24 protein-coding genes, 1 pseudogene and 1 other annotated feature are annotated in these 26,242 nt (G+C 40.8%); of the genes and pseudogenes, 22 read left to right on the top strand and 3 right to left on the bottom strand.

Going from position 1 to position 26,242, the window contains the following annotated elements:
• The first annotated feature begins 366 nt into the window (after positions 1 to 366).
• From ACP8HG_RS02830 to ACP8HG_RS02880, 11 genes and pseudogenes are all read left to right on the top strand, one after another.
• Positions 367 to 717, top strand: a complete 351-nt coding sequence (locus ACP8HG_RS02830; RefSeq protein WP_438298154.1) for a hypothetical protein — start codon at positions 367 to 369, stop codon at positions 715 to 717.
• 300 nt (positions 718 to 1,017) lie between these two features.
• A pseudogene (locus ACP8HG_RS02835) lies at positions 1,018 to 1,203 on the top strand (peptidase M28); the annotation flags it as partial.
• 144 nt (positions 1,204 to 1,347) lie between these two features.
• Positions 1,348 to 2,310, top strand: a complete 963-nt coding sequence (gene argF, locus ACP8HG_RS02840) for an ornithine carbamoyltransferase (protein ID WP_438298155.1) — start codon at positions 1,348 to 1,350, stop codon at positions 2,308 to 2,310.
• A 125-nt stretch (positions 2,311 to 2,435) separates the two neighbouring features.
• Positions 2,436 to 2,639 (top strand): helix-turn-helix transcriptional regulator, encoded by a 204-nt coding sequence (locus tag ACP8HG_RS02845; RefSeq protein WP_187047331.1) that lies wholly within the window; start codon positions 2,436 to 2,438, stop codon positions 2,637 to 2,639.
• A 2-nt stretch (positions 2,640 to 2,641) separates the two neighbouring features.
• The gene (locus ACP8HG_RS02850) at positions 2,642 to 3,130 is read left to right on the top strand and encodes a hypothetical protein (RefSeq protein WP_340765180.1); all 489 of its coding nucleotides are present in this window, start codon (positions 2,642 to 2,644) and stop codon (positions 3,128 to 3,130) included.
• Positions 3,130 to 3,576, top strand: coding sequence for a small multi-drug export protein (locus ACP8HG_RS02855; protein WP_340742591.1), 447 nt, complete (start codon positions 3,130 to 3,132; stop codon positions 3,574 to 3,576). The genes ACP8HG_RS02850 and ACP8HG_RS02855 overlap by 1 nt, the downstream gene beginning before the upstream one ends.
• Positions 3,577 to 3,890: 314 nt before the next feature.
• On the top strand, positions 3,891 to 4,244 hold the full coding sequence (locus tag ACP8HG_RS02860; RefSeq protein ID WP_438298156.1) for a hypothetical protein: 354 nt from the start codon (positions 3,891 to 3,893) through the stop codon (positions 4,242 to 4,244).
• 652 nt (positions 4,245 to 4,896) lie between these two features.
• Entirely contained in the window at positions 4,897 to 5,454 is a 558-nt protein-coding gene (locus ACP8HG_RS02865) for a GNAT family N-acetyltransferase (RefSeq protein WP_438298157.1), read from the top strand.
• Between the two features lie 367 nt (positions 5,455 to 5,821).
• Entirely contained in the window at positions 5,822 to 7,975 is a 2,154-nt protein-coding gene (locus ACP8HG_RS02870; protein WP_438298158.1) for a peptidoglycan D,D-transpeptidase FtsI family protein, read from the top strand.
• 334 nt (positions 7,976 to 8,309) lie between these two features.
• Complete coding sequence (locus ACP8HG_RS02875; protein ID WP_067207798.1) at positions 8,310 to 8,873, top strand: TetR/AcrR family transcriptional regulator; 564 nt, start codon at positions 8,310 to 8,312, stop codon at positions 8,871 to 8,873.
• Between the two features lie 188 nt (positions 8,874 to 9,061).
• Positions 9,062 to 9,577, top strand: coding sequence for a DUF2798 domain-containing protein (locus ACP8HG_RS02880; protein WP_338652868.1), 516 nt, complete (start codon positions 9,062 to 9,064; stop codon positions 9,575 to 9,577).
• Positions 9,578 to 9,624: 47 nt separating this feature from the next.
• Here ACP8HG_RS02880 and ACP8HG_RS02885 read toward each other — a convergent pair whose 3' ends face one another.
• Both ACP8HG_RS02885 and sspI read right to left on the bottom strand, forming a co-directional pair.
• Positions 9,625 to 10,065 (bottom strand): universal stress protein, encoded by a 441-nt coding sequence (locus ACP8HG_RS02885; RefSeq protein ID WP_438298159.1) that lies wholly within the window; start codon positions 10,063 to 10,065, stop codon positions 9,625 to 9,627.
• A gap of 535 nt (positions 10,066 to 10,600) precedes the next feature.
• Positions 10,601 to 10,813, bottom strand: coding sequence for a small acid-soluble spore protein SspI (gene sspI / locus ACP8HG_RS02890; RefSeq protein WP_067207810.1), 213 nt, complete (start codon positions 10,811 to 10,813; stop codon positions 10,601 to 10,603).
• A 91-nt stretch (positions 10,814 to 10,904) separates the two neighbouring features.
• On the opposite strand from sspI, the gene ACP8HG_RS02895 reads away from it, so the two are divergent.
• The 3 genes from ACP8HG_RS02895 to pheT all read left to right on the top strand — a co-directional run bounded on the left by ACP8HG_RS02895 (position 10,905) and on the right by pheT (position 15,504).
• Positions 10,905 to 11,669, top strand: coding sequence for a TrmH family RNA methyltransferase (locus tag ACP8HG_RS02895; RefSeq protein WP_438298160.1), 765 nt, complete (start codon positions 10,905 to 10,907; stop codon positions 11,667 to 11,669).
• Between the two features lie 61 nt (positions 11,670 to 11,730).
• Positions 11,731 to 11,961 (top strand) — a binding site (T-box leader).
• An 80-nt stretch (positions 11,962 to 12,041) separates the two neighbouring features.
• Positions 12,042 to 13,079 carry a phenylalanine--tRNA ligase subunit alpha gene (gene pheS / locus ACP8HG_RS02900; RefSeq protein ID WP_354314311.1) on the top strand — a complete coding sequence of 346 codons (1,038 nt, stop codon included), beginning with the start codon at positions 12,042 to 12,044 and terminating at the stop codon, positions 13,077 to 13,079.
• 13 nt (positions 13,080 to 13,092) lie between these two features.
• On the top strand, positions 13,093 to 15,504 hold the full coding sequence (pheT, locus tag ACP8HG_RS02905) for a phenylalanine--tRNA ligase subunit beta (protein ID WP_438298161.1): 2,412 nt from the start codon (positions 13,093 to 13,095) through the stop codon (positions 15,502 to 15,504).
• 271 nt (positions 15,505 to 15,775) lie between these two features.
• Here pheT and rnhC read toward each other — a convergent pair whose 3' ends face one another.
• Positions 15,776 to 16,711 carry a ribonuclease HIII gene (gene rnhC, locus ACP8HG_RS02910; protein ID WP_438298162.1) on the bottom strand — a complete coding sequence of 312 codons (936 nt, stop codon included), beginning with the start codon at positions 16,709 to 16,711 and terminating at the stop codon, positions 15,776 to 15,778.
• A 73-nt stretch (positions 16,712 to 16,784) separates the two neighbouring features.
• Between rnhC and zapA the strand changes: the two genes are divergently transcribed.
• The 8 genes from zapA to ACP8HG_RS02950 all read left to right on the top strand — a co-directional run bounded on the left by zapA (position 16,785) and on the right by ACP8HG_RS02950 (position 26,240).
• Positions 16,785 to 17,063, top strand: a complete 279-nt coding sequence (gene zapA / locus ACP8HG_RS02915) for a cell division protein ZapA (RefSeq protein WP_370569982.1) — start codon at positions 16,785 to 16,787, stop codon at positions 17,061 to 17,063.
• Positions 17,064 to 17,072: 9 nt separating this feature from the next.
• Positions 17,073 to 17,612, top strand: coding sequence for a CvpA family protein (locus ACP8HG_RS02920; RefSeq protein WP_067207826.1), 540 nt, complete (start codon positions 17,073 to 17,075; stop codon positions 17,610 to 17,612).
• 102 nt (positions 17,613 to 17,714) lie between these two features.
• Positions 17,715 to 19,421 carry a DNA polymerase/3'-5' exonuclease PolX gene (gene polX, locus ACP8HG_RS02925; RefSeq protein WP_067207829.1) on the top strand — a complete coding sequence of 569 codons (1,707 nt, stop codon included), beginning with the start codon at positions 17,715 to 17,717 and terminating at the stop codon, positions 19,419 to 19,421.
• Positions 19,422 to 19,485: 64 nt separating this feature from the next.
• The gene (locus ACP8HG_RS02930; RefSeq protein ID WP_438298620.1) at positions 19,486 to 21,795 is read left to right on the top strand and encodes an endonuclease MutS2; all 2,310 of its coding nucleotides are present in this window, start codon (positions 19,486 to 19,488) and stop codon (positions 21,793 to 21,795) included.
• A 483-nt stretch (positions 21,796 to 22,278) separates the two neighbouring features.
• Positions 22,279 to 22,692, top strand: a complete 414-nt coding sequence (locus ACP8HG_RS02935; protein ID WP_067207831.1) for a DUF350 domain-containing protein — start codon at positions 22,279 to 22,281, stop codon at positions 22,690 to 22,692.
• 228 nt (positions 22,693 to 22,920) lie between these two features.
• Entirely contained in the window at positions 22,921 to 24,618 is a 1,698-nt protein-coding gene (locus ACP8HG_RS02940; protein ID WP_438298163.1) for an AMP-binding protein, read from the top strand.
• Positions 24,619 to 24,709: 91 nt separating this feature from the next.
• Complete coding sequence (locus tag ACP8HG_RS02945; RefSeq protein WP_067207836.1) at positions 24,710 to 25,291, top strand: TetR/AcrR family transcriptional regulator; 582 nt, start codon at positions 24,710 to 24,712, stop codon at positions 25,289 to 25,291.
• A 175-nt stretch (positions 25,292 to 25,466) separates the two neighbouring features.
• Positions 25,467 to 26,240 (top strand): enoyl-CoA hydratase, encoded by a 774-nt coding sequence (locus tag ACP8HG_RS02950; protein WP_067213902.1) that lies wholly within the window; start codon positions 25,467 to 25,469, stop codon positions 26,238 to 26,240.
• Positions 26,241 to 26,242 lie beyond the last annotated feature (2 nt).

Here is a 26,242-nt window from a genome sequence, read left to right on the forward strand (position 1 = left end):
ATTAGATATAATTAGTAGCTTTCGAATATTATCTTCATTTTTATACTCAAGAGTAAGACTTTAGGTATTACTTTGACTGATAGTACATATTTGCTTAGTGGAAGTACACAAAAAGGGAATCTTATTAGTGAAATTGAAGGTAGATGGAACTTAGTCGAGAACGCATGGACTGAGCGTAATCCAAAAAAAGAAGTGCAGTTTGATATAGACCTTGAAAAATTAATCTTCATTAAACCTATGACCCCACAACGTTTTATATAGTCACATGAAAGAATCAATTTAACTTCGGCTCGTAAACCGTTGAATGGTTATCAGAAAGGAAAATGCTTCTATTGATATAGAGCTATTTCTATTGAAAGTAATCAATTGAATACGTATAACATTGACCAATTCATTCCTTTATCCATGCAATTTAAAAGTACACTTGACTTAGATTTGAATGGGGTTTGGAACTTAGTTCTAAGCTGTCAGGATTGGAATAGGGGAGAAACTCATGGGAAGTTTGCTAGGCTCCCTAAAGACTATCTTTTACAACGATTGTATAAGCGTAATGATTATCTAATAGAAAGTAATCATCCACTAAAAGAAACGATTATTATGCGAACAGGGAAAAACTCGCAGCAAAGAGCAAACTATTTAAATACTATGTATGGATTTGCAGAGTCCCTAAGCAGGGCTAAGTGGAAACCTCGAATTGAGCACGATATTGGATTTTAAGTGTTCTTTTGTATTGTGATTGGATTATCTATAGGGCGAATTATCTGATATTGAGTTAGGGTATCTTCTTGTTAATACGTAACCTCTAACACTCACACAAATTGAAGTTGCTAATGAAACGATAGTACATAGTAGAAGATTGAAACTTGAATAACTTAATGCTAAATAGTAGACTAGAACTAATGAAGGCAAAACTTTGTTCTGATATAGTTCCTTCCGATAAAGTACGTTCTTTTAACAGCGAAGCGGCATATATACTGTATTTATGTGTGGAAATGATAGAGGTACAGGATTCATTGTGATGCAGGTTCAATACATCTGTCAGGCAATGGCGTACCATCACTTGCAATCTGTATTCCAACACGTTATATTCACTCGCATGCAGGAATCCTGCACCGCGACGATTATGAAAATACAGTGAAACTGATTGTGGCGGTCATTAAGAAATTAGACCGTGACACGGTGAATAAGATTATATTTGAATAATTGAACGATTATTCTGCTCAGGCCAATTAAATGGTCTGGGCAGTTTTTTTATTTGAATAAATCTATAAAAATACACTTGACTTTATAATTATGCATACATATAATCAGAGATACCAATTGAAATAAACGATAGGGGATGAGGGAATGGTGAAGATTGAAATGGATAATGCGAAAATAGTAGAAGGATTGAAAGGGAGAGATTTACTTACCCTGCTTGATTATACACATGAAGAGGTATCGTATTTATTGCATAAAGCAGATGCCATGAAAAAAGATATGGCGGCTGGCAAGATGCCGAATTTATTGGCCGGAAAAACACTGGGGATGATTTTTGAAAAGCATTCAACGCGTACACGTATTTCATTCGAAGTGGGTATGATCCAACTTGGGGGGCATGCAATGTTCATGAATGCACGTGACTTGCAAATCGGCCGTGGGGAGTCCGTTTATGACACAGGTCATGTATTGTCTGAGTACTTGGACGGCGTCATGATCCGTGCGAATTCACATGAAATGGTGAAGGAACTAGCACAACACACATCGGTTCCAATCATCAATGGTTTGACGGATATTTTCCATCCGTGCCAGGCGTTAGCAGACTTGCTGACAGTTTTGGAAGTGAAAGGTTCATTAGCGGGGCTGAAGTTAGCATATGTAGGTGATGGCAATAATGTAGCGCATTCACTTGTAATTGCTGCGGCACATATGGGTATGCACGTAGCTGTCGCGACGCCAAAAGGGTTCGAATACAATCCGAACCTCTTAGTGAAAGCGAAAGCCATTGCTGTTAAAAATGGTGGCAGTGTCTTTGAAACAACGAATCCACTAGATGCTGTCGCTGGAGCTGATGTCGTTTATACAGATGTCTGGACCAGTATGGGCCAAGAAGAGGAAGCGGCTGCACGCCTAGAAGCATTCAAAGAGTTTCAAATTAACGACGGATTGGTCGCACATGCGAAAAAAGATTATATGTTCTTGCATTGCTTACCTGCACACCGTGAAGAAGAAGTTGCGACGTCCGTTATTGATGGACCGAATTCGTATGTATTTCAGCAAGCGGGCAATCGACTGCATGCGCAGAAAGCAGTTCTTGCTTCATTGTTATAATAAAATAAATTAACAAGTCCAGGTTTTAATGCCTGGGCTTTTTTTGTATATTAAACCTAACTTAATGTTAATAATACTGTACATAATGTTAAGTTTAGTATACATTATGAATAGGAGGTGTCACGATGTTAAAGAATCGGCTGAAAGAATTGCGAGCACGACATGATTTCACACAAATTGAACTGGCAAAACGTGTTGGCGTGACACGACAAACAATTGGCTTCATCGAAAAAGGGGAATTTTCACCGTCCGTGACACTGTCATTGAGATTGGCACGTGCATTGGAATGTGACATTAACGAATTATTTTGGTTAGAAGGGGAGGAATGACAATGAAGAATGATATGAGAATTACGTATCCTCTATGGCAAATGGGTGTCATCGTTATAGCAATGCTCCTCACTTGGCTGGTTGGTTTATCTTCTGTTTTCACAGTGGGAGATAGGAGCTTCGAGGTTAATGTGCAAGGGGAATGGGGAGTGATTTGGGGAGTTGCGCTGCTTGTTTTCGTTTTCTATTTAGCGTTATTTACTTGGAATGTTGTCAAGCACAATAAACGGATGCCGAATCATAAAATTAATGTTTTCTCATGGAAGCCGCAAGAATATATGGAGGATGACGAACTATTTCAAGAGGTTACGAAACGGGCGACAAAGAAAGTCTATACCTATTTTGTTTGGTCCATCCCAATTTTTGCTGGTTTGTCTTTAGGACTCCAAGTTGGAACGATTGGTGTGGTAATGGTTCTTTTACTTCTTTCGATGGGGCAATATTTAATTTATTACACAGAAGTCAGGAAATATACGGGGGTAGATGAATGATGTTTGAATATTTTTTAGTGTTTCTAGGTGCTGCCATTCCGTGGTTAGAAATCGCACTTGTCATCCCGCTAGGCATCATTAGAGGGTTATCCCCGATTTGGGTTATGATCCTTGCATTCGTTGGTAATATGCTTACGGTGCTGATTCTCATTATTGCATTCCAAAAAGTGAAGGAATGGATGGAGTCAAGGAAAAAGAAGGATGGAAAAGAAGAATCGAAGCGGACTGAGCGGGGGAAACGAATCTGGAATAAATATGGTATGCCTGGACTCGCGTTGCTCGGTCCGGTTTTAATCGGAACACATATTGCGGCGTTTATCGGATTGTTATTTGGGGCAAGTAAAGTGAACACGACAATTTGGATGACGATTAGCATTGCGTTATGGACGCTTGTATTCGGCATTGCGACAGCGATGGGCTTCGATTTCTTCGTGGAAAACCTTTGAATCTAATAATACAGAAACAAACACGAAAGTTTAAAATTTCGTGTTTGTTTTTTAATTGTTGGATCGACCACTACTACTTCAGCAATTAAATGGTGAAGAAACTAGCAAAACACACTTTGGTTCCAATCATCAATGACTTATGGACATTTTCTATGACTTTGAACTTCTACCCAAAGGTTCTGGTGAAAGGTTTGAATCATTAGAATTGATAGTAATGAAGTCTATGAAGCTGAATATATTGCTTACAATAGTGAAGGTGAAGTGATTTATACTGGTAAACATGGCGAGTAATAAGAAAAATGGGTGAAAAGTATATGAAGTTGAAATTTTTATATTTAGCAATAACAGCATTTTTGATTGTTGGTTGTTCAAATAACCAAGAAGTAGGGAATATCACTGATACAGATAGTTATGAAAATGTCAGAGAAGTTGCTTGGGCGTTTATCGAAGAAAAAGGTTGGAATGACAATGCTGAAAAAGACTGGGAAAGTGCGGAAGTGAAGAAAATGATTGCGAATAATAGCTATGAATTGTTGGATAAAACTTATGAAGGAAAAGAGATATTAATCGTTTCTTTTGAAGACAAAGAGAATGTTGTGGTTGGTACCCCTTTAATACTTATTGAACCCAATCTCAATGAAGTAATTGGCTATATGCCAGGTGAATAAATCCCTTGTTTAAGCAAAGATGGCTTTAATTGAAAAAGATAAGTACGCTAAAATGAAAATCGCTCGGATTGATATGAAGCACTGAAAAAGTCATATTTCCTTCAATCCCGTTGATTTTCGTTCCGAGCGGATGCTTTCCGCAGGCACGGTTTTAGCCAATCGAAAAGCAAAGGGTTCGATTTGCCGTATTTCTGTGTTCTTTGCAGAAATTAAGTCATTCTTGACCCTTGCTCGCAAAAGCCCCTTTTCACTACAATCAACTAGTTCTTACTATGAAAAAGAACTTTTTCAGTGGCCGCATTGATATCCAAGCGATTTTTTGTGCTAAGTTTAATGTTATTTAACTTGTTGAACAATATGTTATTTGTTGTCTTCCAACCTTATATCCACATTACCGGAGCTACTTAGGTTTCTTGGGCATGTTTTATCTTATAGAACTCCCTTGAAAATTAAAAAACTATAATTGGTTGGAAATTTCTGCGAATTCAATGTATACTTTGAGTATCAAAAAAAAGGGAGATTAGCCTATGTTATCGAACATTGCAGTAGAAGTTTTAAAAGAATTAAGTGAACAAAAAAACTTCGCAAGGGCACAGTAGAATATCGCAAACCCTTACTGCTGACCCCTGCAATTTAATTGGGGGACATTAAATTGATTAAGCATTATAGTGAGAGTTTTTTATCAGGAAATAAAATTGCTTTACGTAAAATTACAAAAGAGGATTATGCAAATTTCTTTGCAATTGAAGATATAATGGAAAGTCGTTTATTAATGAATGATGGTATTCCATTTCCACCTACTGAGGCGGACCACGAGAAATTTCTTAGTGAGATTAGTTCTGAGAAAGATGACTACATGTTTGCCATCGAACTTAAAGACGAAAAACTATTCATTGGAACTATCGCTGTTTACTTAGTGAACTGGAAAAGTAGTACTTGTCACGTTGGTGTTTCAATAGGACCTGAAAACCAAGGAAAAGGCTATGGAACCGATTCAATGAAAGTATTGGTAGATTTTATTTTTAATTATATGAATTTAAATAAAGTGAAACTTCAAGTATTTGGCTATAACAAAAGGGCGATTTGTTCTTATGAAAAATGTGGTTTTCTTTTGGAAGGTACTATAAAAGAAGAACTCTTTAGATTTGGTAAGTATCATGATATTTATATTATGGGTTTACTTAGAAAAGATTGGGAATGTAAGACATAATTAACCTTTGAATAGGCAGACCAGTTAAATGGTCTGTTTTTATATCTCTTTTTCAGCGAACAAGCGCATTAGCATAAGTAATGGAGCTTAAGCAGCTCCTTTTTATAATTTCAATTATGATTGTGTAATTCTCTTTTAAACGTTAATTGTATACTATTGTCTTTATTGTTTTTTCACTTTTTTGTTACTGGATTATTTTTGCATCTAATTTATTTCACTACCGAATGCTTTAGTTGAAGAATCGGCTTCCTTACGGGGGAGCTTTTTCTTATTGAGTGAGAGGTAAATACTTCCGTGAACGTAAAAATATGTGAATTTTCTATTATGAATGATATAATTCAAAATAAGTAACGGAGGGAGGGGCGTAATGAAAAAACAGATACGCAAGGCGGATCAGGCTAAAATACGCCAACGAAAACAGATCGTATTGCGAATGAACTTCCTATTTTTTTCAATCTTTGTCCTATTTTCATTGCTCATTTTTCGCCTTGGTTATTTACAAATCGTTAAAGGTGAAGAGTATTCCCTTGAGTTGGAAAAAAAGGAAGAAATACCCGTCAACACAAGTGTGCCAAGGGGAAGAATATTTGACCGTATGGGGCTTGTTCTAGTTGATAATGATCCGAAGAACGCCATTACATATACGAAAATGACGTCGACGACTTCAGCCGAGATGCTAAAAGTTGCTGAGCAACTTGCGGTCTTGATTGAACAAGAGACGAAAAGGATTACCCCTGGAGATAAGAGAGACTTTTGGATTTTAAAGAATTCAAAAGCAGCAACGGAAAAAGTTTCTATAAAGGAACAAGAGAGACTTGAAAAGGATAGTAAGCTTTCACGGACGGAATTGCAGAAGAAGATTAATAGGCTTACACGAAAACGAATTACGGACGAAGAAATTGATTCTTTTACGGAAGAGGAGCTAGAAGTCCTTGCGATTTACAGAGAAATGATGTCGGGCTATGCATACTCACCGCAAATAGTGAAAAGTGGAAATGTGACGGACGAGGAATTCGCAACTGTATCTGAACGTCTAGGAGAGTTACCGGGCGTGGATACAACGACAGATTGGGAACGTGTGAGAAGATCAGACAATACGATTTTAGGGACAACCACGAGCCCCATTGAAGGTATTCCTAAATCCCGTGAGAATTATTTCTTGGCACGGGATTATTCAGGAAATGACCGTGTTGGAAAAAGTTATATTGAGCAGTATTATGAAGATTTGTTAAAAGGGCAAAAAACAATTGTGAAGAATATTAAAGATCGTAGCGGGCGTGTCATCGAAACGAAAACAATCCGACAAGGCGAACCTGGAAAGGATCTTATTCTGACGATTGATAGTGAACTGAATCAGGCAATTGAAAGTATTGTATCGGATAAACTGTTGGAATTGAAAGGAGGGCCAAATACCGGAGAATTGGACAGGGCTTTTGTAGTTATGATGAATCCAAATAACGGTGAAGTTCTTTCACTTGTAGGTAAGCAAGTCGTTACGAATCCGGAAACAGGAAAACTTGAAATATGGGACTATGCATATGGTACATTTACTGCGCTCCATGAAGCGGGATCAACAGTGAAGATGGCGACGCTTCTTACGGGGTATCAGGAAAATGTGGTACGTATCGGCGAAACGAAGATAGATGAACCGATTAGAATCGGTGGAATTACAAAAAGATCGCTGTTTAATCAAGACTCTAGGGTTGCTGTAACTGATATTGAAGCAATCGGCAAGTCTTCGAACGTTTATATGTTCCGTATCGCAATGGCTATGGCGGATTCTAACAACAGCACTGAAGGAGCGAAACGCATTAGGGAAAATGCATTTGATACGTTCCGACAATCTTTCGCGTCTTTTGGACTTGGAACAAAAACTGGCATTGACTTACCGGGGGAGTCACGCGGTCTGATTGGCGATAGTAATTCAATCGGTATTTTAATGGATTTATCCATCGGGCAGTTCGATACCTATACAACACTTCAATTGGCTCAATATGTCTCAACAATTGCAAATGGCGGTTATCGGATAGCTCCAAAAGTATTAAAAGAAATACGCGAACCATCTGAGGATGGTGAAATTCTTGGTTCTCTCATTCAAGAAACAGAGGTCAATATTTTAAATAGGATTCAGAGTACTGATGCGGAAATTGATCAAGTGAAGCGTGGTATGCATTACGTGTATTATGCACCTAAAGGAACGGCCTCGAATCATTTTGCTGGAAAAGACTATGATGGAGCAGGGAAGACGGGAACCGCACAAGCATTCAGTTCAGGGAAATCGACAATCAATCTATCCCATGTGGGGTTTGCACCTTACGAAAATCCGGAAATTGCTTATGCGGTTCTTATCCCAAACATTACTACAAAGCCAGGAGATCACACAACTGGCGCTCAAAATAAAATTATCCAACAAGCAGTAGACGAATATTTTAAGCTGAAAGTAAAAAGAGCTAAAGAAGAAATTTCTACAGCAGCCGAGCAACCAATCATACAGGCACCTAAAAAAGAATCTGAAAAATAAAAGTAGGGAAACCAGAAGAATGGTTTCCCTACTTTTTCAATAGATAAAAGCCTAAGCCGCTATCTATGATGAAAATGAAATTAAGCTCTTCGAAAAGAGAATCCGCTCCTATAAAATACGTATAGTCTTCTTGTCAATTAAATTTAAAAGAATATTCATGGATATTCCTCCGCCTATCGCTAAGAAAAAACTCCTAGAATTCTAAAATAACCCCTTCAAATAAGGCGTGTTCTTTGTCATCTGAAATTCGAAAAAATGAAAACTGTAATTCTGGGTAAAATTTTGTTATACTTACAAACAGACCAGTTGGTATGTGGAAGGAGATACATCATATATGGATATAAAATCGCAATTAATTGATACTGCTACGACCCTTTTTCAACAAAAAGGATATAAAAATGTTGGACTTAACGAGATTTTAAAAGCTTGTAATGTTACAAAAGGAGCGCTCTATCATCATTTTCCAAACGGAAAAGAAGAATTATTGATTATTTGTTTACAAGGTTTAAATGAGGCCATTACCACAGATATCAAAGCTATTTTCAGCAGGCATCTATCAGCTAAGGACGCAATACTCTCAATGATTGATAAGTTAATTCGGGATTTTGAAAAAAGTGGCACCATTATCGGCTATACATTTAGTAGCATTGTCAGTGAAATGGCAACGATGAGTGAACCAGTCCGTACTGCTTGTAGTGCTCTATATGAAAACATTCAACACCTTTACTATGAGAAACTTATAACGGAAGGCTATTCGAGTGAATCAGCTTCCGCTATCGCATTGTTGATGACAGCTTCGATTGAGGGTGCAATGATGCTTTGTTTGACGCAAAAATCCGCAACACCTTTGAAAACAATTGCCACATTATTGCCGGGTATATTAAAAGTGAACAAGTGAATTCGACAGAACCCGTTAATATTGTGTTTGTTAAACTGAGTGCATCTTTAGTGTAAATTACATTTACTGCGGTTTTATTGATATATCTTACGATTATTCACTCCATAGCGTGATTTGTTATTGGCATATTCATCGATGTATTTAACGTAGGTCTCAAATATGAATTTTGAAAGGAAGAAAAACAAACTATGCATCAAGAAAACAGACTACCGAAAAACGGTAAAGAGGGCGCGTTATTTGGCGCAATTATCGTAACATTATCAGTATTAACAATGGGACCAATCAATATGATCCTTGCTGCTGGAGGCTTCAACAAAGATGTTGCAATGAACATGCTAATCGTGTTACCTATTATTTGGGTTTTCGTCATGATAATTGAACCGGTAGCAATCGGTCGTTTTGCAGAATTTTTATCATCTAAATTCATTTCGCCAACAGATGGTTTTGCTGCTCGTATTATGTTCCGTACAATTTTCACAGTATTAGGTATGTCATTTACAATGACATTTGTTGGGGTTATCATTGGGGATGGTTTTACAACTGATATCTTTGCACACTTTATCCAAATCTGGCCCCGTAACTTCTTACTCGCCCTATTTTTAGAGAGCGTAGTTATCCAACCATTTGCACGTTTAGTAATGGTTAAAATGCACGCAGCGCAAGATAGAAAAGCCGCAGTTCAAACGAATACACAAAATATCTAAAAAAATCGCTCAGACTTTTTGAAAAGTCTGAGCGATTTTTTTATTATTCATTCAGCAGGCGTACGGACGACTAAAACATCGCATTTAGCTGAACGTACGATTGCTTCAGATACAGAACCAATTAAGTAGCGCTCTACTGGCGTATGCCCCGTAGCGCCGCAAATAATTAAGTCTGCCTTCACCAATTTAGCAATCTCTTTTGTAATCACCGTTTTAGGTGAACCATATTCAATAATGATAGTTACATTTTCAACGCGAGCAGCTGCTGCGCGTGCTTTATAGCGTTCTAAAATTTGTTGAGATTGTTCTTTGACTTGCCCAGCAATTTCTTTATCAAGTGGTCCCAAGTAGCGCGTATCAATAATGTTAACGAGGTTTAATTGTGATCCTTGATTTCGATATGCAATCTCAAGTGATTTACGAAATGCAAAATCGGCCTCTTTTGAACCATCTACAGCTACTACAATACTTTTATAATCAGTTGCCATTAGTCATAAACTCCTTTTAAAATTATGTAATAAATCAGTTGTAGTTATTTTGAATTCACATTTTTCGATTTTTTCATGAACAAATACAATATAACATTAATCAATGCAAATACTAAAACGACTATAAAATTTTTCGGATTTTCCAATATACTTTTCTTCGAGTTTTTCTTTCTATTTTCACTGCTTTAAAAAGTGGATAGATGGGGTCGTGGAAAAAGGAATTCGAGTCGGAACGAATGGGGAAAATGAATTTGAAGTAAATACGGCATGCCTGGATTGGCACGCATACCGCCGCACTCATCGGGTTATTGTATGGAGCAAGCAAAGTGAACACAACAATATGGATGACCATCAGTATTGCATTATGGATACTTGTATTTGGCTTTGCAACGCCGAAGGACTTTAATTTCTTTTTGGAAAATAGCTAGTTCTTAAAATACAAAAGCCGCTCATTAATTGAGCGGCTTTACGTTTATCCAAACGCCGTGATAGAAGATTGCGCCGGTGATAGTGCTCCGTGAAATCTTTGCATAATTCAACTTGCCGCAAATACTTGTGCTAGCTCTCCGGCCATCTTTGTTTTTTCTTGTTCTCCTGCATGATTCCATAGCTTTTCGAAAAACACCCCTAGTCCAGGTAACAGGTGCTCTTCACCTCGTTTAATAGCATCTTCCACAACGTTACGGATATCATCCGCTGTATTATTCGTCATGTTTGCTGAAATGGCATCTCTTATTTGAAAATCCATTTTATCAACCTCCCACTTTCATTTTGGACACAAATATCGCCAACTATACCGTCATTTGATACACTGAAAAGAAAAAGGCGGTAACGTACATATGAAACGAATTGAATCATCACAAAACGCACTCGTGAAACATTGGAAAAAGCTTGTCACAACACGAAAAGAACGCGATCAGTCGAAAGAATTCCTTGTCGAAGGTTTTCATCTCGTCGAAGAGGCATTAAAAAGTAACGGGACAATTCTCGCGTTGATCACCCGTGACGGAGTTGAAATACCTCAAGGATGGTCTATCGAAGGTGTAAAGCTTGTTGAGATAACAGAGGCAATTGCGAAAGAAATTTCGGAAACGGAGCAGTCGCAGGGTATTTATGCACATTGCCGTCAGCCGGAGCATGCCGAAGAGGATTATTCAGCATGGAAAAAACTTTTGTTAATTGACGCAGTCCAGGATCCTGGTAATGTCGGAACGATGATTCGGACGGCAGATGCTGCTGGAATGGATGCAGTTATTCTTGGAATGGGGACCGCTGATTCGTATAACCCGAAAACAGTACGTTCTGCGCAAGGCTCACATTTCAATATTCCAATCGTCAAGGGTGATCTTATTGAATGGACGGCTAAGGCGAAAGAAGCGGGCATCCAAGTTTTAGGGACAGGATTGAAAAATGCTGTAAATCATTCTGATATCTGGCCACAAGACGAATTTGCATTAATTGTTGGAAATGAAGGCAGTGGCGTCAATCCGGATTTGCTTGAGATGGCGGATAATACGGTCAAGATTCCAATGTACGGCAAAGCAGAATCGTTAAACGTCGCAGTGGCAACGGGCATCCTGCTATATACGTATTCTAAAGTGTGAAAACTAGCATGTTGTTGATGATCAAATCATAATCGGGTATACTATTGGTTATGAACAGAAATGAAAAGCAATGATCGGGAAAAGTAAACAATACATGAGCCGAAAGGGAGTCCGCGCCTTGACTGAAAGCGCAGATGGGTAAATGATTGTCGAAGTTCACCCCGTGAGCTGCCGCCAGGACCAGCGTAAGCTGTAAAGGTGTGCCGGTGCCGGACCGTTATTCCGATTTGAGTGATCATATCTTCGGGTATGATAATCAGGGTGGTACCGCGAAATCGTCCTCGTCCCTTTTTTAAGGGGCGGGGTTTTTATTTCGTCTAGTTTCGGGCGCCAGACGCCCTACACTTTTTTTATTTTGAAAGGAGAATTGACATGGAAGCACAATTAGAACTGTTGAAAGTAGAGGCGCTTGCAAAAATTGAAGCAGCTTCAGATGTAAAATCATTGAATGAAGTTCGTGTAGCCTACTTAGGGAAAAAAGGGCCAATTACTGATTTGCTGAAAGGCATGGGGAAACTTCCTGCTGAAGAACGTCCGAAAATGGGGGCGCTTGTCAATGTTATTCGTGAGGCAGTGACAGAAGTGCTCGAAGACCGTATGGCGAAACTTGAAGAATTAGCCATCAACGAACAGCTTGAAAAAGAATCGATTGATGTAACATTGCCTGGACGTCCTGCACGTACTGGAAATCACCATCCGTTAACACGTGTTGTTGAGGAAATCGAAGACTTCTTCATCAGCATGGGCTATGAAATTGCTGAGGGTCCTGAAGTTGAGAAAGATTATTACAACTTTGAAGCGCTGAACTTGCCAAAAGGCCATCCAGCACGTGATATGCAAGATTCGTTCTACATATCCGAAGATATTCTTCTTCGTACACATACGTCTCCAGTTCAAGCACGGACGATGGAAGCGAAAGGCGGCGCGCCGATTAAGATTATATGCCCAGGTAAAGTGTACCGTCGTGATAGTGACGATGCGACGCATTCTCATCAATTCACGCAAATTGAAGGGCTTGTTATTGGTGAAGATATCCGCATGAGCGACTTGAAAGGGACACTTTCTTTATTCGCTAAAAAAATGTTTGGCGATGAGCGTGAAATCCGTCTGCGTCCGAGCTTCTTCCCATTCACGGAACCGTCTGTTGAAATGGATATTTCATGTTTTAAATGTGGCGGAAACGGCTGTAACGTTTGTAAGAAAACAGGCTGGATCGAAATTTTAGGTGCCGGTATGGTACACCCGAATGTACTGGAAATGGCTGGTTATGACCCCGCTGTTGTATCAGGTTTCGCTTTCGGTATGGGACCTGAACGTATTGCAATGTTGAAATATGGTGTGGAAGATATCCGTCATTTCTATACAAATGACGTGCGGTTCGTATCGCAATTCCACCGGACGGAAGCTTGAGGAGGAGACGAATATGTTAGTATCTACAAAATGGTTAAGTGAATATGTAAATATAGAGGGAATTTCTACGGCAGACCTTGCGGAGAAAATTACACGTTCGGGCATTGAAGTTGATTCCATCATCGACCGTTCGCATGGTATGACGAACATAGTTGTGGGTTATGTGTTGGAATGTGTGAAACATCCTGAAGCGGATAAGTTGAATATTTGTCAAGTGGATGTTGGGGAAGAAACTACACAAATTATTTGTGGTGCTCCCAACGTTGCAGAAGGGCAAAAAGTCATTGTTGCACGTCCAGGTGCAGTACTACCAGGCGGCATGAAGATTAAAAAGGCAAAACTGCGTGGTGAGGAATCGAACGGAATGATCTGTTCACTTCAAGAGCTTGCAATTGAAGGCAAGCTTGTACCAAAAGCATATGCAGAAGGAATCTATGTGCTTCCTGAATCAGCTGTACCAGGTGAATCCGCACTCCCGCTGCTTGGTCTTGATGATCAAGTGCTTGAATTCGATTTAACGCCTAACCGTTCAGACGCACTCAGCATGATAGGCGTTGCGTATGAAGTTGGAGCGATTTTATCACAAGGTATACAACTCCCTGAAATTAACTACACGGCTTCAAATGAAAAAGCCGAAGATATGCTGAAACTGCGTATCGATGCAAAAGAAGAAAATCCGATGTACGTAGCGAAAGTCGTTAAAAACGTTAAAGTAGAAGCATCGCCGTTATGGCTTCAAAACCGTTTAATGGCTGCTGGAGTACGTCCACATAATAACGTTGTCGATATTACAAACTTTGTCCTGATGGAATACGGTCAGCCGCTTCATGCATTTGACTATGACCGTCTTGGAACAGGTGAAATCGCTGTCCGTCTTGCGGAACAAGGTGAAAAAATCATGACATTGGATGATACTGAACGGACACTGGAAGCGCATCAACTTGTTATTACGAATGGTAAAGAACCTGTAGCGATTGCTGGCGTAATGGGCGGATTAAATACGGAAGTACATGATGGAACGACGACGGTTGTCATCGAATCTGCTTACTTCTCATCAGGATCTGTCCGCCGTACTTCGAGAGAGCTTGGACTTCGTAGTGATGCGAGTACACGTTTTGAAAAAGGAGTCGATCCTAATCGAGTCGAAGCAGCAGCAGAACGTGCCGCACAGCTTATGGCTGAAATTGCGGGGGGCGAAGTGCTTGCTGGATCTGTCATTGTTGATGAACTCGATAAAACGCCTGTACGCATTACTGTTTCACCGGATTATATTAACAATCGCCTTGGTATGAAGATCCCTCTTGAAGAAATGCTAGCTATTTTAGACGGATTACAAATCCCTACAGAAGCGGTGAACGGAAAATTGATCATTGACGCACCGACACGCAGGCAGGATCTTCGAATCCAAGAAGATATTATCGAAGAGATTGCACGGATGTACGGCTATGACTTGATTCCAATGACACTTCCAATAACGGAATCGACGCCGGGTGGGTTGTCGCCGTATCAAGCGAAACGTCGTACAGTTAGAGCGTTCCTTGAAGGCGCAGGACTCTTCCAGGCACTGACGTATTCATTAACATCTAAGGAACAGGCACAAAGCTACGCACTTGAAACAGCACCTGTTACAGAACTTCTGATGCCGATGAGTGAAGACCGCAGTATCCTTCGGCAAAGTCTTATCCCGCATCTCCTTGAGGCTGCAACATACAACGTTGCACGCCGTATGGATTCGGTAGCACTTTATGAAACTGGATCGGTATTCCTTGGTGAAGAGGAAGATGGACTGCCGCAAGAAGTTGAACATGTTGCAGCTGTTATTACTGGGAAATGGGTTGACCATGCATGGCAAGCTGAAACGAAATCGGTCGACTTCTTCGTTCTAAAAGGAATTGTCGAAGGCATGATGGATAGTCTCGGTCTTTCTGAAGGTCTGTCATTCGAACAAACTGTTCTTGACGGGATGCATCCTGGACGGACAGCAAACATTTTCTATAATGCCGAACGGATTGGTTTGATTGGACAAATTCACCCGACAGAACAGAAAAAACGTGATTTGAAAAACACATATGTAATGGAAATGAACCTTGCTAAAATTTTGGCAGTTGAAACGGAAGAACTTTTATATACCCAGGTTCCACGTTTCCCATCGAGTTCAAGGGACATCGCGCTTGTCGTTTCGAGCGATACATCAGCAGGTATGCTTGAAAACGTTATTCGCAGCGCTGGTGGTAAATTGTTGAAAGACGTTAGATTGTTTGACCTTTACGAAGGGGACAATGTTGAAGATGGCAAGAAATCACTTGCGTTCTCACTGACATATTCAGATTCTGAGCGCACATTGACAGACGAAGAAGTCGTCAAAGCGCATGAAAAAGTATTGAACGCGTTAACAACAGAAGCAGGAGCTTTGCTTCGCGGATAACTAAAATCAAGAGGCACACAGAATTCTATTCTGTGTGCCTCTTTTTGGGGAAATGCAATTAGAAAAGAAAAGTTGCAACTACGTTTGAAAAATTGAAATTAGAATCTTAGAGTTGCCATTAAAAACGTAAAGTTGCAATTACAGTAATTACTTTGGCATTTGTTGCTTAGATTTTCGCGAAAACGAAGAGTTGAGATTAGAATTCAAAAGTTGGTATTAGATTCTCAAAGTTGGTATTAGAATTCGAAAGTTGTGATTACACGTCAAAAACTCACCGTCTTTTCCTAGCCGCGAGATTCTTAGCTTTCCCTGCATTCGCAAAATGCCACTTCGTCAGTGATTTCAACGTATCTTCACCGCTTTTCAATAAAATCTTGGCGGCCACCTCATCCACTCTCGGTCCCGCGCCTTTTGGCAGTGTCATTCCTGCAATCCCACTCAACCGGTCCATCTCTTCTAAAAATGCAACACGTGCAATAATTGACGCAGCTGCAACCGACATATGAAGACCTTCCGCTTTTGTCGAAAACAGCACATTCTCTCGCACAATTTCAGACTCCGCTTTGATGTGATTATAATAAATGCCGCGCTCTGCAAATTGGTCAATCAAAATATAATCGGGTTTCTCTCCGTCCATTTTCCGGAGTACATGCTTAAGTGCCTGATTATGAAGGAGGGCTTTAATCTTTCCCTGAGACCAGCCGCTCGCTTGTACATCATTGTATTTCTCGTTTTCAAGCGTCAGCACACTATAAATGAGCGCCTCCTGTAAATCAGGTGCGATTTTTCGCATGAGGTCATCTGTTAGCATTTTTGAATCTTTTACACCAAGTTCGCGAACAAGCTCTATTTGATCGGCACGGACGAAACAAGCTGCAACAGTAACAGGCCCGAAGAAATCACCCGTTCCTGTTTCATCTGACCCGAGAACGGATAACTGTGCTAAGCGGTCTGGCAGCACATCACCTTTTGTTTTCAATGCGGCCGACCCCGCTTTAACTTCTGCAGTACCCCAACGCGCGGCTTCTCGTTCAGATCCTGCGCCCTGGAATAGTACTTTTCCGGACTTGTAGGCTGTGATTGAGGTATCAGGTAGTTTCGCTGCAAAGACGACGCCAGGAGCGTTGCGTAAGACTTTTGAAGACGTGTAATGATTTATCACTTTTTTCATATCTTGACTGTTTACAATAATAACTTGATTACTCAATTTATAACTTCCTCTCGTCGACTTAATTCACAACTAAAACCATTTCGTGGTATGATTAATAACAGAGTTTTTTATGTGGGAGGTCGTATCATTGGCAGACGAACAGAAGACACGCATAGCAGTTGACATATACGGACAGACCTATAAAATGGTCGGTACCGAAACAAGCACTCATATGCGGCTGGTCGCCTCGATGGTCGATGAAAGGATGAGGGAAATCAGTGCCCATAACCCTTATCTCGACAGTACAAAAATCGCTGTGCTAACCGCCGTTAATAGTGTACATGATAATCTTAAATTAAAAATGCAAATTGAACAATTAGAAGTAGAATTGAATAAGCTGAAGGGTTGACGGTATTACATGCTTGATTTATTAATTATTATCCTCCTATTTGGGGGACTCGTAACTGGATTCAGACGGGGACTCATTGTCCAAATTATACATATGACAGGTTTCATCATCGCACTTGTCGTCGCTTATACGTACTATAAACAACTTGCGGAAGCATTTGTTCTTTGGGTTCCTTATCCAGGTGTGACTGCCGGTTCAAAATTATCCATGACAGTTGAACAACTTGATCTAGATGGGACGTTCTATCAATTACTGGCATTTGTTTTGATATTTCTTGTTGTCAAATTTGGATTGCAGCTCATTGCATCTATGTTTGATTTCCTGAAGTATTTGCCCGTCCTCGGTTTCGTTGCACGTATTGCGGGAGCTTTGTTCGGATTTATCGAATTCTATATACTTATGTTCCTTGTTCTCTATCTGCTGGCTATGCTACCGATAGAGTTTATCCAAGAAAGGATAAGCAATTCATTGCTTGCTAAGTCGATGTTTGAACATACGCCGGTGTTATCTGAAACTGTGAAAAAATGGTGGTACATTTATACAAACTGACGGCTTCCCCCTTTTTGGAGGGAAGCTTTTTTCTAGAATTGTCTATCCGCAGCGGCCGAATGCAAAAGGACGCTTCCGTATATCAGAACAGGAGGGCTTATAGTGAATAAAAAAACAATCATTCGCACGTTTGAAAAAATCGCTTTATATATGGAGTTGCTTGGGGAAAACCATTTCAAAGTAGCAGCATTTAGAAAAGCGGCCAACGTGCTTGAACTAGATCCACGCAGTTTATCCGAAATGGATGATATTTTAAAGTTGAAAGGGATTGGCAAAGGCACGGGTGCTGTCATTACCGATTTGCTAGAAAAAGAAGAGTCTGATCTGCTGAAAGAACTGGAAGAAGCTGTGCCAAAAGGGCTTATTCCATTGTTGAAAATACCAGGCCTAGGTGGCAAGAAAATCGCCAAACTACGGGAAGCGATTGGCATCGATTCGGTTGAATCGCTCCATGCGGCATGCATGGCAGGGGAAGTAAGTAAAGTAGCTGGTTTCGGCAAGAAGACAGAAGAGAATATGTTGAGCGAAATTGAAATCTTAGGAACTCGTCAAGGGAAATTTCCGCATTGGCAAATGGAGAAGGTTGTTACATTTGTTGAGCAGGAACTTCGTTTGATACCAGAGATTAAACATTTTTCTGTCGCTGGAAGTTACCGTCGAACGGAAGAGGAAAGTAGTGACGTCGATTTCATCATTGTGACGGACGAGCCCGCAACTGTACGGGAAAAGCTACTTGCCACATTACCTCTGGTTGCGACGATTGCGGCAGGGGATGCGAAACTGTCTGTAACACTCGACTTGGAAGAGGCGATTGACGCCGATTTCCGCTTCGTGAAAGCAGAACAATTCGCAAGTGCTATTCATCATTTCACTGGCTCGAAAGACCATAACGTCAAAATGCGCCAACTTGCGAAATCTAGAGGAATGAAAATAAGTGAATACGGAGTGGAGAATGAAGATGGTTCCATCGAGACATTCGATTCAGAAGAACAATTTTTCGCTCACTTCGGTTTGCCGTTCATCCCGCCTGCAGTGCGCAGAAATGGCAGTGAAATCGATCGTGTCGATGAACTAGCCGGCTTGGTAGCGATCGAGGACATCCGTTCGGACCTTCATATGCATACAACATGGTCGGACGGAGCGTACTCAATCCGTGAAATGGTTGAGGCCTGTCGTGCTAAGGGCTATTCTTATATGGTTATCACAGACCATACGCAGTATCTCAAAGTTGCGAACGGACTAACACCTGAACGAATACGTGAACAAATCGTGGAGATCCGTTCGTTGAATAAAGAATATGATGATATCGAAATTTTTTGCGGAACGGAAATGGACATCCTTCCTGACGCTACACTGGATTTTGATGATGAACTGCTAAGTGAGTTAGATTTTGTCATTGCTTCTATTCACTCTAATTTCAGTCAATCACAGGAATTGATTATGGAACGGCTCCATACGGCTATGAAAAATCCGCACGTCGATATGATTGCACACCCGACCGGTCGAATCGTTGGTCAACGGGAAGGTTATAATCCTGATGTACCCCAACTTATTCAGTGGGCGAAGGAGTATGGTAAAATACTTGAGTTGAATGCGAACCCATATCGGCTCGACCTTGCGACTGATCATCTGATTATGGCGCAGGAAGCTGGAGTTACTATTGCCATTAATACAGATGCACATGCAATTGAACAACTAAATTATATGACTACTGGCGTAAACTACGGTAAAAAAGCATGGTTGAAAAAAGAGACGGTCGTTAATACGTGGCCGCTCGATAAATTTATCCGCGAAATTGTGCGGAAGTGAGAGGAAGTGTAAGACATTGGAAAACCGTGTCTTAAAAACACTTGAGTTCGATAAAATCCGGGATATGGCAGCAACTCATTGCACATCATTCGCCGGTCGATCTTATATGGAGAAATTAGTACCCGTTAGTGATTTTGATGAAGTTGTAAAACTGCTAGAGGAAACAGACGAAGGGTTATCGATACTTCGCGTTCGTGGCAATGTGCCAATGGGCGGAATTAGCGATATTAGACCCCATGCCAAACGTGCACAAATGGGCGGCATGCTGAGTGCTTATGAATTGATGGAAACAGCCAACACAATCCGTGCAAGCCGGAACCTGCGTCAATTCATTGAAGCGATAGTGGCAGATGAAGATATTGAAATTCCGCATTTCATTGCGAAAAAAGATGCCATTCCGATTTTGACAGGCTTGGAACACGAAATCAATGCATGCATTGATGACAATGCGCATGTTGTCGACAGCGCTTCAGGATCGCTACGTACAATTCGGCAAGGTTTGCGAATGCAGGAAGGCCGCGTACGTGAAAAGCTGGAAAGTTATACACGTGGGAAAAATGCTGCAACGATGTTATCCGACGCCATTGTCACTATCCGGAATGACCGTTATGTGATTCCAGTAAAGTCGGAGTATCGTTCGCATTACCGTGGTGTTATTCACGATATGTCGTCGTCTGGTCAAACGCTTTTCATCGAGCCTGATGCAGTCGTACAGGCAAATAATGAAATTAGAAGATTAAAACTGCAGGAACAGGAAGAAATCGAGAAAATCCTTATCGATCTGTCCGCGAAAGTGCAGGAAGTCGCACATGATTTATTCACCCTTGTTGCGATACTGTCTGAAATCGACGTTATCCTTGCGAAAGCAAAATTTGGCAAAGCGCATAAATGCACGAAGCCCGAAGTGAACAATAAAGGCTATATTCGTCTAACGAAAGCGCGACATCCCTTGTTGTCGATGGAAGAAGCAGTTGCGAATACAATTGAATTCGGTAAAGATATCACAACCATCGTTATTACCGGACCTAATACGGGCGGGAAAACGGTCACATTAAAAACGGTAGGATTATGTACGCTAATGGCACAGGCAGGACTTCCTATACCGGCACTCGACGGCTCTGAAGTTGCAGTGTTCGATTCTATCTATGCTGATATTGGAGACGAGCAATCGATTGAGCAAAGCCTTAGTACATTCTCTTCACATATGGTGAACATCGTCGATATTTTAGAGAAATACGATGACCGTTCCCTTATTATATTCGATGAGCTCGGTTCGGGTACGGATCCGCAGGAAGGGGCGGCACTTGCCATCTCGATTCTGGATGAAGTGCATGGACGTGGTGCAAGAGTAATGGCAACAACTCATTATCCAGAGTTGAAAGCATATGGCTATAACCGTCCAGGCGTTGCCAATGCAAGTGTTGAATTTGATGTTGACACGCTTAGTCCTACGTACCGTTTGTTAATAGGCGTTCCAGGACGCAGTAATGCGTTTGAAATTTCAAAGCGACTAGGATTGCAGGACTGGGTTATTGATCGGGCGAAAAAATTCACGGGTACAGATCGCGGTGAAGTCGATTCAATGATCCTTTCGCTTGAGACAAGCCGTGTGCAATCAGAAAAAGATGCAGAAGAGACGCATGACATCTTACTAGAAACGGATCGTTTGAAACGTGAATTGGAAGAAAAACTAGCGGAGTTCGATAACAAGAAAGAACGAATGGAAGAAAAAGCAAAAGAGAAAGCCAAAAAAATCATCGAAGATGCGAAGCGTGAATCGGAAGCAATCATTTCAGATTTACGTGCAATGCGCCTGAATGTGGGGGCAAACGTAAAAGAACACGAATTGATTGAAGCTCGAAAACGTCTTGAAGGCGCTGCTCCTGCTGAAGCGAAGAAGAAGGCAGTGAAAGCGAAGGCAGCGCCAAGGGCCCTTCAAACAGGTGACGAAGTGAAAGTGCTCAGTTATGGTCAAAAAGGGACGCTCATTGATAAAGTTTCAGATCATGAATGGATTGTCCAAATTGGTATTTTGAAGATGAAGCTTGATCAATCAGGACTGGAATTTGTTAAACCTGAAAAAGAGAAAAAACAGTATGTATCAACTTCAGTAGCGGGACGAGATACACATGTTAAAATGGAACTCGACCTGCGGGGAGAACGCTATGAAGATGCAATTTTCCGCACAGAGAAGTATTTGGACGATGCGCTCCTATCAAATTATCACCAAGTGTCGATTATTCATGGCAAAGGGACAGGGGCGTTAAGGCAAGGTATCCAGCAATTCTTGAAAAATCACAGCCGCGTGAAAACGTACCGATTTGGCGAAGCCAGTGAAGGCGGACACGGCGTTACTGTTGTTGAATTGAAATAATTCCACTGTTTAAGTTAACCAATGTATACCTGTATAAACCAAGCAAAGGCGCCTTACAAGGGGGAGTCACTGAAAAAGTTCTTTTTTATAGTAAGAACTAGTTGATTGTAGTGAAGAGCGGCTTTTGCTAGCGTTGGGAGCACGGGGCAAGAATGCCTTAATTTCTGCAAAGAACACAGAAATACGGCAAATCGAACTCTTCGTAGTTCGATTGACTGAAGCCGTGCCCGCGGAAAGCGTCCGCTCGGAACGGAAATCAACGGGATTGAAGGAAATCGTACTTTTTCAGTGCTCTCGCTAAGGGCGGAAGGCATCCCCGAGCGCCGCAGCGACTTGAAAGGAATCTCTATATCCACCTACGCAGTGGATAAGATTCTCTCAAAGTTTCATGCGCTAATGAAAAAGTATATTCCCGTTTTTGAAACCTTTTACGTGCTTATCCGTATAGGAAGGAATGACCGAACGTAAAAGGAGTCTAAAACTATGAATAAAACCGAATTTTGGAATCATCCATTAGTAGAATCAGCAGGCTATTTCAGTGTAGTAGTCCTATGTCTTATCGTTTCAATGGTGCTTTTTGAGCTCGTCACGAAATATAAGAATTGGGAAGAAATTAGAAAAGGAAACGTTGCAGTGGCACTTGCGACAGGTGGTAAAATATTTGGGGTAGCAAACATATTTCGATACTCAATCGAACAGCATAATTCATTACCTCAAATGATTGGCTGGGGCTTGTTTGGATTTACCCTGCTTATTTTCGCCTATTTGTTGTTTGAATTCCTGACACCTAAATTCAATATTGATAAGGAAATCGAAGCAGATAATCGTGCAGTCGGTTTCATATCCTTGACGATATCAGTTGGACTATCATTCGTTATAGGAGCAAGTATTTCATAAGGGTTGTGAAGTTATGGAGAAATTAGCCAAAATATTACTCGTTGTCTGCGTATTATTTATCGCAGTAGGTATTTATTGGATGACGGCAAATACACCTTGACCAGTTTATTCTGGTCAAGGCTTTTTTTATTGACATAAAATATTCTATTTGAAACCTGACTCAATTACTACTATAATTAGATTAGGAATATTCAAAGAATTGAAGAAGAGGAAAAAGGAGGCTTTTATTTGACAATGAAACCTTGGCTGGACTTATATCCCGCTGAAATCTCAAAGACGCTTGACTATGAACATATTCCTATTCAGGAATTCTTGACAAGATCCAGCGAGAAATATCCTAACAAGACGGCTATGCATTTCCTTGGTAAAGACATCTCATTTAAAGAGTTTCATGAATCAGCTTTGAAGTTCGCGAACTATTTGACAACTATCGGAATTGTCAAAGGGGACCGGGTTGCAATCATGCTTCCAAACTGTCCACAAGGGGCAATTGCCTACTATGGGATATTGTATGTGGGTGCAATCGTCGTTCAGACGAATCCTCTTTATACGGAGCGTGAAGTGGCTTATCAAATGGTTGATTCTGGAGCGAAAGCAATCATTTCACTCGACATTCTATTTCCGCGAATTTCGAAAATCGTTAAAGACACAAAACTTGAGCATGTAATAATAACGGGAATAAAAGACTACCTACCGTTTCCTAAGAATCTCATCTATCCATTCATTCAGAAAAAAGAACACGGGATTACAGTGAAAGTTGAGCACCGTGGAATGAACCATCTATTCACGGAAATTATGAAAGTCGCAAAATCAGATCCGGTTAGTTATGACTTTGATTACGATGAAGATATTGCGTTGCTGCAATATACGGGTGGCACAACGGGTCCTCCAAAAGGAGTCATGTTGACACACGCTAATCTTATTTCTAACGTTAAAATGTGTGGCGAATGGTTGTATAAGTGTAAAGAAGGCGAAGAAACGGTCATGGGTATTTTGCCATTCTTCCACGTATATGGAATGACAACCGTATTAATTCTTTCTGTCATGCAAGGGAATAGAATGGTACTTATCCCTAAATTTGATTTTGAAACGGCTTTGAAAGCAATCGATAAACAGAAGCCAACCTTATTTCCTGGCGCACCTACGATCTATATTGGACTTTTAAACCATCCTAATCTTAAAAAATATGATCTATCTTCAATTAAAGCGTGTATTAGTGGTTCTGCCGCATTACCAGTCGAAGTGCAGGAGAAATTCGAGAAAGTCACTGGTGGGAAACTCGTCGAAGGATACGGTCTTACGGAAACGTCTCCCGTTACCCATTCAAATTTCGTTTGGGCAGACAAACGAGCTAAAGGATCAATTGGTGTCCCTTGGCCAGATACAGATTCTTGCATACTTGGTCCTGAGTCATCAGAACCGCTGGCGAATGGAGAAATTGGTGAAATTGCGGTAAAAGGCCCTCAAGTGATGAAAGGCTATTGGAATAGACCGGAAGATACGGAACAAACTTTCCGCGATGGCTGGTTTTTAACTGGGGATCTTGGATATATGGATGACGAGGGTTATTTCTATGTTGTTGATCGTAAAAAAGATATAATCATTGCAAGCGGTTTCAATATTTATCCACGGGAGATTGAAGAGGTTCTTTATGAACATGAAGCGATACAGGAATGTGTTATCGCGGGTATCCCAGATCCGTACAGGGGCGAAACTGTCAAAGCCTATATTGTCTTGAAACAAGGAGCTACTGTAACGGAGGAAGAGCTTGATAAGTATTGCCGAGAGAATTTAGCATCGTTTAAAGTGCCGCGACTTTATGAATTCCGTACAGAATTGCCGAAAACAGCTGTCGGGAAAATTTTACGCCGTGCTTTGATTGATGAAGAAAAAGAGAAAGCTGAAAAGGAATTACTTCCACTGTGATGTAATGCTTGACATAGTAGCCGTTAACAACTAATATGAAAATATGAATGAATCATCATTCATATTTTCTTTTTGGTGGTGATATATAGATATGAAACGAGATAGACCAAAATATAAGCAAATAGTAGATGCGGCAGTCATTGTCATTGCTGAGAATGGATACCACCAAGCCCAAGTTTCGAAGATAGCAAAAGAAGCGGGGGTTGCTGACGGGACAATCTATCTTTACTTCAAAAATAAAGAAGATATCCTGATATCTGTTTTTAGAGAAAAAATGGCAATTTTCGTAAATAACGTCGAAGTTATATTGAAACAGGATATTGATACATCTGAAAAGCTATTCAGACTGATTGACAGTCATTTTCGCATTCTGCATGAAGACCGTCACTTGGCAATTGTTACGCAACTAGAACTTCGTCAATCGAATAAAGAATTACGTCTTCGTATTAACGAAGTCCTAAAAGAATATTTAACGCTCCTAGATGCAATTTTGAAAGAGGGAATCGTGAATGGGGCGCTAGACGAAGGCCTTGATATCCGACTTGCTAGACAAATGGTATTTGGTACAATTGACGAAACAATCACTTCATGGGTGATGAATGATCAAAAATATGATTTAATGAAACTATCACCCGAAGTACATAGGCTGATTATGAATGGAATGAAAGCGTAACTTGAATCAAGTTAAGTAGCCTCTGGCGGATGTCGCAAATTTTGAAGTGGGTTCGGGAAGGCAACCAAAGTTCGCCGAGTCCTGCGGCAAAGGTTGCATACCTGCATCCAGCAGGCACAATTCAAAATTTGGACGCAATTACGCCGAGGCGTTATTGATGGAAAGTGGGGATGAAATGGAGTTTCTAACAGTAGCAATTGATGATGGGGTAGCTGTTGCGACAATTAACAGGCCACCCGCGAATGCGCTTTCACGCGCACTCATACTGGAAGTGAATGCATTACTTGATCAAGTGGAGAACGACGATTCTGTACGAGTCATTGTCTTTCACGGAGAAGGCAAGTTTTTCTCGGCTGGAGCAGATATTAAAGAATTTACATCTGTCACTTCAGGCGAAGAATTTTCAAAACTTTCCGCAAGCGGACAAGAAGTTTTTGAACGGCTTGAACGTTTCTCTAAACCGGTTATTGCCGCTATTCATGGCGCGGCACTGGGTGGTGGGCTTGAACTAGCGATGGCCTGTCACATGCGGATTGTAACTGAAAATGCGAAACTGGGCTTGCCGGAATTGCAATTGGGTCTAATCCCCGGTTTTGCTGGGTCACAGCGGCTTCCGCGTTACGTCGGCATGCCGAAAGCAGCGGAGATGTTATTAACGAGTGATCCAATCAGTGGGATAGAAGCAGCCCGTCTAGGACTTGCCAATCATGCTTATACAGATGAAGAACTCCTGCCTAAAACAATGGAGCTTGCTAAGAAGATTGCTAAGAAGGGTCCTGTCGCAGTGAAAGCTGCACTAGAGATGCTGCAATTTACGAAGCATCCTTCTTATTATGAAGGTGTGAAGGCAGAAGCTGATTCATTCGGTGAAGTTTTCGTCTCTGAGGATGCAAAAGAAGGAATCCAAGCATTCCTTGAAAAACGTGTACCTGTATTTAAAGGGAAATAATT

The sequence above is a fragment of the Sporosarcina sp. FA15 genome (assembly GCF_051550195.1).
In the GTDB taxonomy this organism is placed as follows: domain Bacteria; phylum Bacillota; class Bacilli; order Bacillales_A; family Planococcaceae; genus Sporosarcina; species Sporosarcina psychrophila.